Source organism: Ruegeria sp. AN11 (assembly GCF_056536005.1).
On sequence record NZ_JBQFJD010000001.1, the window covers coordinates 3600220 to 3614325 of the forward strand.

Sequence of the window (14106 nt, forward strand, 5' to 3'; positions counted from 1 at the left end):
GGCGATTACTCCTTACTTGTGGCGCGGCGGACCGCATGCCGGAATGCGTTTTCTTCGTAGGTGTCGCGTCGCGCCGCCACATGCTGATCCGGTCGGATCAGATAGACCCCCTGCGGCGCATCACCCAGATAGCGGCGTTTCAGGGCCATTGTCCGGTCGTCCTTGATCGACAGGGCCAGGCGCGAAACCGTGATGCCGTCCACCTCGATCTCATCCGGGGCATCGGCATCAATGGTCATCAGGGTGAACTTCCCGGCCAGTTTCGGCAGCAGGAAGCCGTCCCCCAATGGCGCATCTGGGCAGGGCGAGCCCGGACGGGTCGAAGCCGGCCCGTTCAGCGCATCCGCCGAATTCAGGGGCGAGCCATCATAGGTGCAGGGAACGCTCAACCGACCGGAGTTCACCATCGGACGGGCGAATTCATAATGTTCGCTCAGATCCAGCACCGCGTCGCGCATGATGCGGGACATCTGGGATTTCGGTGTGATGAAATCCGTGGACCTGGTCGAGTTCAGGATATTCTCATCCGCCCCGTGGATACGTTCGATATCATAGCTGTCCAGAAGCGTTTCCGGGGCCAGACCGTCGATCACCAGCTTCAGTTTCCAGCACAGGTTGTCCGTGTCCTGCAGGCCCGAGTTGGCACCGCGCGCGCCAAACGGGCTGACCTGATGCGCGCTGTCGCCGGCAAAGATCACCCGGTCATGGCGGAACTGTTCCATCCTGCGGCACTGGAAGGTGTAGATGCTGACCCACTCCAACTCGAACTCGACATCCTCGCCCAGCATAGCCTTGAGACGCGGGATAACGTTTTCGGGGCGCTTCTCGCGCTCTTTGTCGATGTCCCAGCCCAGTTGCAGGTCGATGCGCCAGACGCCGTCCGGTTGTTTGTGCAGCAACGCGGATTGCCCCTTGTTGAAGGGCGGATCGAACCAGAACCAGCGCTCGGACGGGAAGTCGGCCTCCATGATCACGTCGGCAATCAGGAAGTTGTCCTCGAACACACGACCAACAAAGTCCTTGCCCAACATAGCCCGCATCGGCGATCCGGCCCCGTCACAGGCAATCACCCAATCTGCTTCGATGGTGTAGGACCCTTCTGGCGTTTCGACTTCAAGCCTTACGTGATCCGGATGCGTGCCAACCGCTTCGACCTTGTTCCGGCCCCGGATCTGGATCGGTGCGCCCTGCGCCTGCAACTCGCGAACCCGCTCGACCAGAAACTGCTCGAAGTAATATTGCTGAAGATTGATGAAAGCCGGGCGCTGATGCCCGTCCTCGGGCAGCAGATCGAAGTTGTAGACCTGCCGGTCATCGAAGAACACCTTGCCCTTGTTCCAGACGACGCCCTTGTCGACCATCGCCTGGCCGCATCCCAGCCGGTCGAGGATTTCCAGCGGACGCTTGGCGAAACAGATGGCCCGGCTGCCAAAGCTGACCTTGTCATTGTCATCCAGCACGACAACCTCGACCCCTTGCTGTGCAAGATCGATGGCAGCGGCCAACCCGACCGGGCCCGCGCCGACAACAATGACCTTGTGACGCACCGGTGTCGGCGCGGTCTGATCCGGGCTGGGCTCGTATGCATAAAGAGGGTCTTCGAAAATCTTGTTCACAGGCTCTCTCCCCAGGTGTTGCGCAACAGGGCGCAGAAATTCGAACCCTGGCGCGCAGGCGCCAGGTCAATAGTTTCACCGTCTGATTCGGGTCGCCACGATCTGAATCAAACCGGCCCCAATTCGTCAGCCTTGCAGGGCTTCCCACATTTCAAGATCGCGCTGGGCGGTCCAGATGCGGGGATGGGCGATACCGCGGGCTTCGTCATAGGCGCGGGCGACGTTGAAGGGCAGGCAGTGTTCATAGATCGCGTAATCGGAAAATTTCGGGTCGCATTCGGCGCGCACGGCATCCCATGCCTCTTTCAGCGATCCGCCGCGGGCAGCAATCCTGCGAACAGGCCGGTAGGTGCTGTCTACAAAGTCGCGGGTGTTTTCGATGGCCTTTTCCACCATCTCCTTTCCAACCAGCGCATCGCCGCGCCCCGGTGCGATGGCGTCCACGTCATAGGCCTTGATGTTGTCCAGGGTCTGACCCCAGTCGGCGAAATGCCCGTCGCCGCAATAGCAGGCCGAGTGATATTCGACGATATCGCCGGTGAACATCACGTTCTGATCCGGCACGTGAATGATGGCGTCGCCTGCCGTATGGGCGCGGCCGATCTGTTTGATGTCGACGCGGCGTTTGCCCAGAAACACGGTCATGCTGTCCGAGAAGGTCGTTGTCGGGAAGGTCAGGCCCGGAATGCTCTCATGTCCTTCGAACAGGCGCGGAAAGCGTTGAAATTCACTGTCCCAATCTTCCTGCCCGCGTTCCAGAACCATGTTGTAGGCTGCGTTCGACATGATCACCTGCCCGGCGTCAAAGGCGCTGGCACCCAGAACGCGCACGGCGTGATAATGCGTCAGCACCACGTGGCTGATCGGCTTGTCAGTAATGGATCGGACACATTCGATCACCTTGTTTGCCAGACGCGGTGTGGCCTGTGCCTCGACGATCATCACGCTGTCATCGCCGACGATGACGCCGGAATTCGGGTCCCCTTCGGCGGTAAAAGCGTACAGTCCGTCGCCGATTTCATCGAAGGTGATTTTCTTTTCGCTCAGATCGCCCTGCGAGGCGAATGCCTTGGCCATTTCCTGTTCCTTTGACGTTCTGTCATCCGCACAGCAATAACCGCAGCGCGGCGGGTAGGTCCCATAAGTTTCGATCCGGGCGGTCAGCCTGTGCTGCCTTCGCCCTGACATGCGAATACGCCAACGACGGGTTCTGCCGCCTTGATCTGACACAGACCGACACGTCCGCTGACGTCTATTTGCTTCTTCTTGCGCTGCGCGTCAATTCAAATATTGAGCCGATGGATCAAATATTGCTTTGACCTTCTGCTCTGTCAAGCTATTCATGCATGGGGTAAGGATCATCAGGTCTGGTTTGCGAGGTGACATGGCGGAAGGCCCATCAACAGTACATAAGGCGCTGTCCCTGCTGGAGTTTTTTGATGAAAGACGCCACCGTATCGGCCTGAGCGAGCTTTCGAAATTGTCCGGTTACAACAAAGCGACGACGATGCGGTTTTTAGCCGCGCTGGAATCCAAGGGCTTTGTCGAACAGGACGAGGAAACACGTTTGTTCAATCTGGGCCCCGCGTTTCTGCGGTTTTCCCAATTGCGCGAGGCCAGTTTTCCGCTTGTCGATGCGGTAAAGATCGTGTTGCGGGATCTGAATGCGATCACGGGCGAAACGGCGCATGCGTCGCGCATCGCGGGCCAAACGCTGGCCAATATTGCCACGATCGAAAGCAAAAGCATGAACCGGGTTATCATAGGATCAGGCGAGTCGCTGCCGTTGCACGCGACGGCCTCGGGGCTGGCCTATCTGGCTTTCGCGGCCCCTGCCTTTGTCGAGCCGTTTATTGAAGGGGGCGCCTTGCAGTCGCATACGACGCAAACCCAAACCGATGCGGCTGTAATCCGGCAGCAACTGGATCAGATCCGTCAGACAGGCCTTTCGATTTCAAGCGGCACGTTTGAGGAAGGTGTGATCGGGATAGCGGCCCCGTATTTTGGCCCCAGCAACAAGGTGTGCGGGGCCGTGGCCGTGGCTCTGCCCGCCGTTCGGGCGACCGAGGCGCATCAGAGCATCATCGAGGAAAATGTCAGGAAGGCCGCCAAGCGCCTGACATTGTTGCGCGGCGGCCGGTATCCCGAGGCGATAGACAACGGAGCGGTATCCGACAACGGGTAGGCGGGCGCGTGGTCCGAAGGCTTGGCGAGGGAGCAAAAAATGCACCTCCTTTGATGGGAGGCGCATTATCAAAAGACTACATCGAAAAAGAGATGGCGTTCAGCCGTTCGCGGCGATCAGTTCGGACTGTGCGACGATAACTTCGGCCTGTTTGATTGAGGCGATGTCGACCAGGCGGCCATTGTAGACCGTTGCACCTTCACCATTGGCTTTGGCCTGTTCCATCGCCGCCAGAATCTCACGCGCTTCGGACACAGCTTCGTCTGACGGGGTGAACACCTGGTTGGCCAGAGCGATCTGCTTGGGGTGGATTGCCCATTTGCCGACCATGCCCAATGTGGCCGAACGTTTCGCCTGCGCGATATAGCCTTCGTCATCCGAGAAATCGCCGAACGGCCCGTCCACCGGCAGAATCCCATGGGTCCGGCAGGCGGCGACGATGGCGGCTTGTGCCCAGTGCCACGGGTCGGACCAGTGCTTTTCGCCCTCGCGCAGCATGTAGTAGTTTTCCTGCGTTCCGCCGATGCCGGTTGTCTGCATGCCCATCGAGGCTGCAAAATCAGCAGCACCAAGACTCATCGCCTGCAAACGAGGAGAGGACGCGGCAATGGCCTCGACATGCGCGATACCGGCAGCGGATTCGATGATGACTTCGAAACTGATCGGCTTGGTGCGCCCTTTGGCCCGTTCGATGGCGGTGACAAGGGCATCCACGGCATAGACGTCCTCGGCGCAGCCCACTTTGGGGATCATGATCTGATCCAGGCGGTCCCCGGCCTGTTCCAGCACGTCCACGACATCACGATACCAATAGGGTGTATCCAGCCCGTTGATCCGCACGGACATGTATTTGGAACCCCATTCGACGATGTTCAGCGCCTCGATCACGTTGGCACGGGCTGCATCCTTGTCGGACGGGGCAACCGAGTCCTCAAGATCCAGATTGATGACATCCGCAGACGAAGCGGCCATTTTCGGGAACAGCTTGGTGTTCGATCCCGGCCCGAACAATTGGCAGCGGTTCGGGCGTGCAGGGGCGGCGGGTTGGATGCGAAAGCTCATCGGGACCTCGTGCGAGAAAGGAAATTGCGGTATTCTTGCTCAATGAGGTATTAAATTGCGCGGTCAGGCGCAAGCGCCTTTGTGCAGCTGCGGCAATGCTGTTGCAGCATTCGCCGAAAATCGGTGCGTTGACGGTGACTAAAGTTTAATCAGTTTGAAAACTTGCAAGATTGTCCCGAAATTCTGCGGGTTAATGCAAGATAATCCTATTGCGTGGGGTGCGTCCGGGCGAAAATGCGAAACGCTCGTTTGCTGCGTTCTTTAGCCTGCGCCGGAATCAAAGGAGTGCATGGCGATGATCGAAACACCGTATCTGCTGTTTTTGGGCGATGCGCCCGACCAATTGGCGGCCAAAGTGGCTGTTGGCATCAAGGACTGGCGACCGGAGAATGCCGTGGGCCAGTATCGGATGGAAGGCTGCAAGGCCGATCTGGGTCTGACCGACATGTCGCTGGTCGAAGCGCGTGAGGCTGGTGCCAAGACACTTGTGATCGGGGTCGCAAACCGTGGCGGTGTGATCAGCCAGGAATGGAAAAAAGTTCTGGTCATGGCGTTGGAGGAAGGGTTTGACCTGGCTTCGGGTCTGCACAACCTGTTGCGGGATGAGCCCGATCTGGTTGCCGTGGCAGAAGCCACCGGGCGCACGCTGCATGATGTCCGGGTGCCCGAGGTGGACTACCCGATTGCCAACGGCATCAAGCGCAAGGGCAAGCGCTGCTTGGCCGTGGGGACGGATTGTTCGGTGGGCAAAATGTACACGGCGATGGCGATGGATGCTGAAATGCGCAAGCGCGGCATGAAATCCACCTTCCGCGCAACCGGTCAGACAGGGATCCTCATCACTGGTGACGGTGTGCCGCTGGACGCCGTCATTGCGGATTTCATGGCGGGCTCTGTCGAATGGCTGACACCTGACAATGACGAGGATCACTGGGACCTGATCGAAGGGCAGGGATCCTTGTTCCACGTGTCCTATTCGGGTGTGACCATGGCCTTGATCCACGGCGGCCAGCCTGACGCGCTGATCCTGAGCCATGAACCGACGCGCGAGCATATGCGCGGCTTGCCGACTTACCAGCTGCCGAGTCTGGAAGACCTGCGCGACACGGCGCTGGCACTTGCGAAAGTGGCGAACCCAGACTGTCAGGTTGTAGGCGTATCGGTCAACACTCAGCACATGTCCGAGGAAGATGCGACCGCTTATCTGGCCAGAATCGAAGCCGACATGGGCCTGCCGGCAACGGACCCGTTCCGATTTGGGTCGGGCAAGCTGGTGGACGCGCTGGCTGCGTTGTGATCTGAACGTTTCGCCGGCGGCAGCCGCTGTTCTGCCTCCGGCGGGAGTATTTGGAAAAAGATGAAGGAGCGTGTTCGTGCAGATTGAAGTTTCTCGCGATGTGTTTCGGCTGGCGCAGGTCTTCACCATCTCGCGCGGGTCGCGAACCGAGGCGAGGGTGCTGACGGTTCGGATTTCAGACGGGACGCATCAGGGGTGGGGCGAATGCGTGCCATATGCCCGGTATGGCGAAACGCTGGATTCGGTTGAGGCCGAGATCGCGGGTTTGCCTGCGAATATTTCCCGGGAGGCGCTGACTGGTTTGCTGCCCGCTGGTGCCGCGCGGAATGCGGTTGATTGCGCGCTTTGGGATCTGGAGGCAAACCGCGCGGGCAAGCGTGTGTGGGAAATGGCCGGTTTGCCGATTCCGGGACCTGAAGTCACGGCATACACGCTGTCGCTGGACACGCCTGAGGCGATGCGAAAGCAGGCGGCCGAAAACGCGAACCGGCCGCTGTTGAAGATCAAGCTGGGAACTCCGGACGACATGCCGCGGCTTGAAGCCGTTCGCGCTGGCGCGCCTGACGCAAAAATCATCGTGGACGCCAACGAAGGGTGGTCTGCAGAGGTATATGCTGATCTTGCCCCGCATCTGGTGCGTCTGGGTGTGGCGCTGGTCGAACAGCCGTTGCCTGCAAGTGATGATGAGGCGCTGATCGGGATGGACCGCCCGGTGCCTGTGTGCGCGGATGAATCCTGTCATGACCGGGCCAGTCTGTCTGCGCTGAAGGGCAAATATGACGTGGTCAACATCAAGCTCGACAAAACCGGAGGTCTGACAGAGGCGCTGGCGTTGCGCGAACACGCACTGGCCGAAGGTTATCGCGTTATGGTTGGCTGCATGGTCGGCAGTTCGCTGGCGATGGCGCCTGCGACATTGCTGGCGCAGGGTGCGATGGTAACAGACCTTGACGGTCCGCTTCTGTTGGCTGAAGACCGCGACAACCCGCTGATTTTTGATGACGCGGGAGTGCACCCGCCCGTGGCGGCACTTTGGGGCTGAGGAGACATACATGACCCGTACCGTTTACGTGAATGGCGAGTACCTGCCGGAGACCGAGGCCAAGGTATCCATTTTTGACCGAGGCTTTCTGTTTGCAGACGCCGTTTACGAAGTCACCAGCGTTCTGGACGGCAAGCTGATTGATTTCGAAGGTCATGCCGTGCGCCTCAAACGTTCGTTGGACGAGTTGGAGATGGCCGAGCCCTGCACCAAGGAAGAACTGCTTGATATCCACCGAAAGCTGGTGGAGCTGAATGGCATTGATGAGGGTCTGATTTACCTTCAGGTGAGCCGCGGATCGGACGGCGACCGGGACTTTGTGTTCCCCTCTGCGGATACCAAACCCAGCATTGTTCTGTTCACTCAGAACAAGCCGGGTCTGGCCGACAGCCCGGCCGCCAAAAAGGGTGCCAAGATCATTTCGATCGAGGATATCCGCTGGGGCCGTCGCGACATCAAGACTGTGCAGTTGCTGTATCCGTCGATGGGCAAGATGATGGCCAAGAAAGCGGGCTGTGACGATGCGTGGCTGGTCGAGGACGGCTATGTGACCGAAGGCACCAGCAACAACGCCTATTTCGTCAGGAACGGCAAGATCGTCACCCGTCCGCTGTCCAACGACATTCTGCACGGCATTACCCGCAAGGCCGTGCTGCGCATGGCGGCAGAAGCGCAGATGGAAATCGAAGAGCGGCTGTTCACCATCGACGAAGCCAAAGAGGCGGATGAAGCCTTCACGACTTCGGCCAGTGCATTTGTCATGCCCGTCGTCGAGATTGACGGTGTGGCGCTTGGCGACGGAACGCCGGGTCCGATTGCCAAGCGTTTGCGCGAGATCTATCTGGACGAAAGCCGCAAGACCGCGATCTAAAGAAAAAGCCCGCTGCATTGGCGGGCCTTTTTTTCAGGCGTCAGCCTTTCTCGGTGACATTCTCTTCGAAGGCGACCTTGAAGGCGGCTTGCTTCTCGGGGCTGGCTTCGGTCTGGAAGTTGGCTTTCCACTCATCCATGGTCATGCCGTAAAAAACTTCGCGGGCTTCTTTCTTGCCCATCTCGATGCCCTTTTCATTGGCCGCTTCTTGATACCAACGCGACAGGCAGTTGCGGCAGAATCCGGCAAGGTTCATCATGTCGATGTTCTGCACATCGGTGCGGTCTTCCATCAGGTGCTTCTGCAACCGGCGGAAGGCCGCGGCCTGAAGTTCGATTTCGGTTTGCTTGTCCATGAGATGGCTCCGAGTGATTGCCTTGTGTTCCGAGCCTGACCTAACAATCCGACGGCTTTGTTACAACAAACAGGAAGGGCCCAACGGACCCCTCCCAGCCTTTGAAATCGAATTCATGCCAGTTTCAGTGCCAGCCAGGGCATCAGGCAGAATACGATTGTCAGGATCTTGTAGTTGGCGAGATACCTGAAATATGCCCTTTTCACGTCGGCGCGTTCCATCTGGAACATCCGGCCGTGAATCCCCGCGATCCAGTCCTGAAGGACTATGATCATCAATGTGGTAAAGCCCAAAAGGGCGATGTTCAGGACCGTCATCCAGCCGAAGACGGTCGTCAGGGTTTCCTGAGTCATGGTCGTCTCCTTTCCCGAAATATATGGGGTTCGCGGGGTATGCTCACAATAACGTGAGGTCGGGAAACGGCCCGAGGTGACCCGACGTCACAGGTCGCTGTCTTCCAAGGCGCTTTGCAAGATCGGGGCCAGACGTTCGGCCCATTCACGCTGTCCGGCATGGTCTGCGATCAGGTCATTGCGCAGTTCGATCAGCGCGTTCGGGCGACCGAAGTTGGTGCAGTGCTTATCGATCGCATCGCCGGGAAGAACCCCGGTATAGGGTTCGTTAACGCCAACACACAAATCGCCCCCTGCCTCAAGCCGGTTGATCAGCGGACGTGAGAAACGTTCATCCGGCGTGTGCAGGATTCCGATATGCCAGGGGCGCGGTTCGCGGCCCCGCAACTGACGCGTAAACGAATGCATCGACACGATCACCGCGTGCGGCAGGGCCGCCAACTGCGCCAGCGCCTCGTGATAGGGGCGGTAGCACATGTTCAGGCGGCGTTCCTTTTCGGCCGCGTCCGCGTGGCGGTTGCCGGGGATGATCGAACCGTCATAGAGCTTCATCAGTAGCGTCGGGTCGTCCTCGCCACGGTTCGGGTCGATCACCAGACGCGAGAAATTGGCGGCGATCACCGGAGCGTTGAGAATTTCGCCCAGATGTTTCGACACCTCGTAGGCACCTACGTCATAGGCGATGTGACGCTCCATATCCTCGCGCGGCAGGCCGAGGTCTCCGCCGTTGATTTCGGGCGGTACAGTGTTGGCTGCATGGTCGCAGGTGATCAGCCAGCGGGACGGGCGATCCTCGCCGTGAATGAAAAACGGAGTGTACGTCATGAGCCTGTCATCAAGTTTGTCGCAGGTGTAGGGCAGTTGCTTCGGAAAGGGAATTGCGCAATAAGCACATCCAAGCACTGTTTGCGGTAACATTGAGTCATCGAGGAGAGCAAGACCGATGCGACGCCTGAGAAATGTGAAAATCGTGGCGACGCTGGGGCCGGCGTCCAACGACTATGACACCATTCGCGCCCTGCACGAAGCCGGAGCGGATGTCTTCCGCCTGAACATGAGCCACGGCAGCCATGACGAAATCCGCGAACGGCACCGGATCATCCGGCAGGTGGAAAAGGATCTGGAAAGCCCGATCGCGATTCTGGCCGATCTTCAGGGCCCGAAGCTGCGGGTCGGTGTTTTCGGCAATGGCGAAGAGGAATTGCAGGAAGGGGCCGCGTTCCGGTTGGACCTGGATCCGGCGCCTGGTGACGCTGAGCGTGTCTGCCTGCCGCATCCCGAGATTTTCGCCGCACTGGAACCCGGTGCGCGCCTGTTGGTCAACGATGGCAAAATTCGCCTGATCGTTGCCGATTGCGGTCAGGATTTCGCCAATTGCACGGTCGAGGTCGGCGGTACGATCTCGAACCGCAAGGGGGTGAACGTGCCGGACGTGGTGCTTCCACTGGCGGCCCTTTCGGCCAAGGACCGTGACGATCTGGAATTTGTCTGCCAACTGGGCGTGGACTGGCTGGCGCTCAGCTTCGTGCAGCGGGCACGGGACGTTTATGAGGCGCGCACGCTGGCCGATGGCCGTGCCGCGATCCTGTCCAAGATCGAAAAGCCCGCCGCTGTCGAGGCATTCGAGGACATTCTTGATGCGTCTGATGGGATCATGGTCGCACGCGGCGATCTGGGCGTTGAATTGCCGGTGTCGGCTGTGCCCCCGATCCAGAAACGACTGGTACGCAGATGCCGGGCCGCGGCCAAGCCGGTGATTGTGGCCACGCAGATGCTGGAAAGCATGATCGAAAGCCCGATGCCGACGCGCGCCGAAGTTTCGGACGTGGCCACGGCGATCTATGAGGGTACCGATGCCATCATGCTCAGCGCGGAATCCGCTGCCGGGGATTACCCCGTCGAGGCGGTTCAGACCATGAACAAGGTTGCCATCGAGGTCGAGGCCGACCCGACTTACACGCAGATCATCGCGGCCTCGCGTTCGGCCAAGGGGACGACGATCGCCGATGGTATCGTTGCCGCCGCCCGCGAGATTGCTGAAAAGACGGATATCAAGGCCATCTGCTGCTTTACCCAAAGCGGCACAACAGCCTTGCTGACCGCCCGTGAGCGCCCCGGTGTTCCGATCATCGCCATGACGCCGGCCCGAGGCACGGCACGGCGCCTGTGCCTGAGCTGGGGCTGCCATTGTGTCATGACGCCCGAGCTTGAGCGGTTCAAAGGTGCGGTGGTCAACGCGGCCCGTGCTGCCCGCGCCGGTGGGTTTGCGTCCGAGTCCGATCAGATCGTGGTTACCGCAGGGGTGCCGTTCAACGTGCCGGGCACCACCAATATCCTGCGCATTGCCCCTTGTGACGAACGGCTGATCTACAACACTGACCCCGGTTGAAGACATAACGATGCCCCGGCATGTCGCCGGGGTGCCTGAGCCGGGCCGGAAAAGCGAAGATTCTGGTCGAAACCCCCTTGCCAGTATGGCGGAACTTGCGTAAACGGCGCTTCTGATCGCGTGACCGGCCGAGATGGCATGCCGAGTCGCGTTTGAAACCGAACCCGGAAAAGGAGACGGAAATGCCTAAGATGAAGACAAAAGCGAGCGCCAAGAAGCGCTTCAAGGTGACTGCGACCGGTAAGGTCCTTGCTGGCCAGGCCGGCAAACGGCACGGCATGATCAAGCGGACCAAGAAATTCATCCGCGACGCCCGTGGCAACACCACCCTGTCCGCCCCCGACGCCAAGATCGTCAAGGGCTACATGCCCTACGACCGCTAAGAGGAGATTAAGAGATGTCCCGCGTTAAAGGTGGAACCGTAACTCACGCCCGTCACAAGAAGGTTATCAAGGCCGCCAAAGGTTACTATGGCCGCCGCAAGAGCACCTTCAAGGTTGCCCGTCAGGCCGTCGACAAGGCCAACCAGTACGCAACCCGCGACCGTAAGAACCGCAAGCGCAACTTCCGCGCGCTGTGGATCCAGCGTATCAACGCTGCTGTCCGTTCGCATGACGAAGCACTGACATATTCCCGCTTCATCAACGGCCTGAACCTGGCCGGTATCGAAGTGGACCGCAAAGTTCTGGCCGACCTGGCCGTGCACGAACCGGAAGCGTTCGGCGCGATCGTAGCCAAAGCTCAGGCTGCTCTGACTGCCTGATCCTCTGAAAAGAGACAGTGAATAAAGGGCCGTCCCATTGGGGCGGCTTTTTTTCTCGTTGCAGTGCATTTTCGGCATCTCCAGAAAGTAACTCCTTCTGACAGGGAAATTCTTGTCTTATGCTCGGCTGAAGCTGGGGCTCTGGAGGGAGCGATGCTGGAAATTCAGGCTGTCAGAACCCAAACACAAGCAGATGCCGTTTATTCGTTGGCATACGAGTTCACGGACTGGCTGCGCGAACGCTATCCGGAAATGGCGGCAGATATTGATGTTTACCTCAAACACCAGAAGTTTGATGAGCAGATCCGAGATGTGCTGATCCATTTCAGCCCGCCAAAAGGGGAATGCCTGCTTGCCGTCAATAATGGGCAAGCGATCGGAATTCTGATGTTGAAGGATCTCGGAGAGGGGACTTGCGAAATGAACAGGATGTTCGTTCGCGAAACCGCGCGGGGGCTGGGGGTAGGCCGGGCTCTGGTCCAGGAACTCAAACGGCGGGCACGGGAAATGGGCTTCAGAACCATGACGCTGAGCGCCCTGCCGCGCCACCACGAAGCTCTGGCCCTTTATCGGGCGAGCGGGTTCCAGTTAGATGATCGCGCAAGGGATGCTGGAAACTCGGCAAACGCTGTTCTCATGAAAATCAATCTGGATGCGCTTTCCGAATAATGGCTGGCCCTGCGGTTTTTGCTGACAAGAAACCAGATAGTGGTCAAAAAAAACCGGCGCTAAAAGCGCCGGCTCAATTTGCGTATCACCTCAGGTCTGTTTACCCGAACACACGCCCCAGCGCGCCGTCAACGGCGTCGGTGATCTGGTCAATGTCATCTGCCGTTGCGATCAGCGCGGGTGAGAAGCACAACGTGTTGTTGCGGCTGGGGATCGAGCGGTTGGTGGCCCCGATGATGACGCCCTGCGCCATACAGTCGGCCACGACCGCCTGAACTCTTTTCTCGTCCATCGGGTCCTTGGTGGCGCGGTCGGTTACCAGTTCGGCACCCAGGAACAGGCCCTTGCCGCGCACGTCGCCGATAACCTTGTGCTTTTCCATCAGCGCCTGCAGGTTGCCCATCATGCGGTTGCCCATATCGGTGCAGTTGCCCAGCAGGTTCTCGTCTTCGATGATGCGCATGTTCTCGATCGCGGCCGCCGGACCTGCGGTGCAGCCGCCAAAGGTCGAGATGTCGCGGAAGTAGTTCAGCGGATCGGATGCGTCGTCCTTGAACAGGTCAAAGACTTCCTCGGTGGTGACCATCACGGCAATCGCCGCATAGCCCGAGGCAACGCCTTTGGCCATGGTCACGAAGTCCGGCTTGATTCCGTATTGCTGATAGCCGAACCATGTGCCGGTCCGGCCGACGCCGCAGACGACCTCGTCGATATGCAGCAGCACGTCGTACTTCTTGCAGATCTCCTGCACCCTCTGCCAGTATCCCTCGGGGGCTTCGATCACGCCACCACCGGCGGTCACGGGCTCAAGGCACAGCGCGCCAACGGTGTCGGGACCTTCGCGCAGGATCACTTCTTCGATCTGGTTTGCGGCCCATTCACCGAAGTTTTCCTCGGGCGCGCCGTCCAGCTCGTGCTTGCGGTATTCCATGCAGTGCGGAACGCGTACGAAATCAGGCGCAAACGGACCATACTGCGCGGTGCGCTCGTCCTGACCGCCTGCCGACATGGTCGCCAGCGTCGAGCCGTGATAGTCGCGGTCGCGATACAGGATCTTGGTCTTCTTGCCGCCATAGCGCTTATGCGCGATCTGCCGGACCATCTTGAACGCTTTCTCGTTCGCTTCCGAGCCCGAGTTGGTGTAGTAGACGCGGCTCATCCCCGGCATCTTTTCGATCAGGTTTTCAGCAAAGATCGAACCGGGAATCGAACCTGCGGTATTGGCGAAATAGCACAGCTTCATCAGCTGGTCGTACACCGCCTTGCAGATCGATTCGCGGCCATAGCCTACGTTGACCGTCCAGACCCCGCCGGATACGGCATCCAGATGCTCTTTGCCTTTCTGGTCCCAGACGCGCATGCCCTTGCCTTCGACAATGATGCGCGGGTCACTGGTTTCAAAAGGTTTATGCTGCAGCAGATGGTGCCAGATATGGGCGCGGTCGGCTTCGACTACGCGCGAAAGATCGTTTTCGTTGAACGTGCCGTCCATGACATGTCCTTT

15 protein-coding genes are annotated in these 14106 nt (G+C 59.2%); 8 read left to right on the plus strand and 7 right to left on the minus strand.

Annotated features, from left to right (window positions below; genetic code table 11):
* Window positions 1-5: 5 nt before the first annotated feature.
* The gene (locus ACR3EQ_RS17810; RefSeq protein WP_170616037.1) at window positions 6-1616 is read right to left on the minus strand and encodes an FAD-dependent oxidoreductase; all 1611 of its coding nucleotides are present in this window, start codon (window positions 1614-1616) and stop codon (window positions 6-8) included.
* A gap of 126 nt (window positions 1617-1742) precedes the next feature.
* Window positions 1743-2693: an MBL fold metallo-hydrolase gene (locus ACR3EQ_RS17815; protein WP_170616039.1), complete on the minus strand. Its 951-nt coding sequence runs from the start codon at window positions 2691-2693 to the stop codon at window positions 1743-1745.
* A gap of 307 nt (window positions 2694-3000) precedes the next feature.
* Between ACR3EQ_RS17815 and ACR3EQ_RS17820 the strand changes: the two genes are divergently transcribed.
* The gene (locus ACR3EQ_RS17820) at window positions 3001-3801 is read left to right on the plus strand and encodes an IclR family transcriptional regulator (RefSeq protein ID WP_170616041.1); all 801 of its coding nucleotides are present in this window, start codon (window positions 3001-3003) and stop codon (window positions 3799-3801) included.
* A 99-nt stretch (window positions 3802-3900) separates the two neighbouring features.
* Here the strand turns inward: ACR3EQ_RS17820 and ACR3EQ_RS17825 are convergent, their stop codons facing one another.
* A complete protein-coding gene (locus ACR3EQ_RS17825; RefSeq protein WP_170616043.1) occupies window positions 3901-4863 on the minus strand; it encodes an L-malyl-CoA/beta-methylmalyl-CoA lyase in 963 nt (320 codons plus the stop codon).
* Window positions 4864-5158: 295 nt separating this feature from the next.
* Here ACR3EQ_RS17825 and dgcN point away from each other — a divergent pair, with 295 nt between their 5' ends.
* From dgcN to ACR3EQ_RS17840, 3 genes are all read left to right on the plus strand, one after another.
* A complete protein-coding gene (dgcN, locus tag ACR3EQ_RS17830) occupies window positions 5159-6160 on the plus strand; it encodes an N-acetyltransferase DgcN (RefSeq protein ID WP_170616045.1) in 1002 nt (333 codons plus the stop codon).
* Window positions 6161-6236: 76 nt separating this feature from the next.
* The gene (dgcA, locus tag ACR3EQ_RS17835) at window positions 6237-7202 is read left to right on the plus strand and encodes an N-acetyl-D-Glu racemase DgcA (RefSeq protein WP_480491407.1); all 966 of its coding nucleotides are present in this window, start codon (window positions 6237-6239) and stop codon (window positions 7200-7202) included.
* Between the two features lie 10 nt (window positions 7203-7212).
* Window positions 7213-8073: a D-amino-acid transaminase gene (locus ACR3EQ_RS17840; RefSeq protein WP_170616049.1), complete on the plus strand. Its 861-nt coding sequence runs from the start codon at window positions 7213-7215 to the stop codon at window positions 8071-8073.
* A gap of 40 nt (window positions 8074-8113) precedes the next feature.
* Here ACR3EQ_RS17840 and ACR3EQ_RS17845 read toward each other — a convergent pair whose 3' ends face one another.
* The 3 genes from ACR3EQ_RS17845 to ACR3EQ_RS17855 all read right to left on the minus strand — a co-directional run bounded on the left by ACR3EQ_RS17845 (window position 8114) and on the right by ACR3EQ_RS17855 (window position 9606).
* Window positions 8114-8428 carry a DUF1244 domain-containing protein gene (locus ACR3EQ_RS17845; protein ID WP_480491408.1) on the minus strand — a complete coding sequence of 105 codons (315 nt, stop codon included), beginning with the start codon at window positions 8426-8428 and terminating at the stop codon, window positions 8114-8116.
* A gap of 113 nt (window positions 8429-8541) precedes the next feature.
* Window positions 8542-8781: a DUF6868 family protein gene (locus ACR3EQ_RS17850; protein ID WP_170616053.1), complete on the minus strand. Its 240-nt coding sequence runs from the start codon at window positions 8779-8781 to the stop codon at window positions 8542-8544.
* 87 nt (window positions 8782-8868) lie between these two features.
* Window positions 8869-9606, minus strand: coding sequence for an N-formylglutamate amidohydrolase (locus ACR3EQ_RS17855; protein ID WP_480491409.1), 738 nt, complete (start codon window positions 9604-9606; stop codon window positions 8869-8871).
* 118 nt (window positions 9607-9724) lie between these two features.
* Between ACR3EQ_RS17855 and pyk the strand changes: the two genes are divergently transcribed.
* From pyk to ACR3EQ_RS17875, 4 genes are all read left to right on the plus strand, one after another.
* Window positions 9725-11170: a pyruvate kinase gene (gene pyk / locus ACR3EQ_RS17860; protein ID WP_170616057.1), complete on the plus strand. Its 1446-nt coding sequence runs from the start codon at window positions 9725-9727 to the stop codon at window positions 11168-11170.
* 182 nt (window positions 11171-11352) lie between these two features.
* A complete protein-coding gene (gene rpmI / locus ACR3EQ_RS17865) occupies window positions 11353-11553 on the plus strand; it encodes a 50S ribosomal protein L35 (RefSeq protein WP_088632295.1) in 201 nt (66 codons plus the stop codon).
* A gap of 14 nt (window positions 11554-11567) precedes the next feature.
* Window positions 11568-11933: a 50S ribosomal protein L20 gene (rplT, locus tag ACR3EQ_RS17870; RefSeq protein WP_152457001.1), complete on the plus strand. Its 366-nt coding sequence runs from the start codon at window positions 11568-11570 to the stop codon at window positions 11931-11933.
* A 153-nt stretch (window positions 11934-12086) separates the two neighbouring features.
* The gene (locus tag ACR3EQ_RS17875; protein ID WP_170816066.1) at window positions 12087-12602 is read left to right on the plus strand and encodes a GNAT family N-acetyltransferase; all 516 of its coding nucleotides are present in this window, start codon (window positions 12087-12089) and stop codon (window positions 12600-12602) included.
* A gap of 100 nt (window positions 12603-12702) precedes the next feature.
* Here the strand turns inward: ACR3EQ_RS17875 and ACR3EQ_RS17880 are convergent, their stop codons facing one another.
* Entirely contained in the window at window positions 12703-14094 is a 1392-nt protein-coding gene (locus tag ACR3EQ_RS17880; RefSeq protein ID WP_170616061.1) for an aminotransferase family protein, read from the minus strand.
* Window positions 14095-14106: the final 12 nt, after the last annotated feature.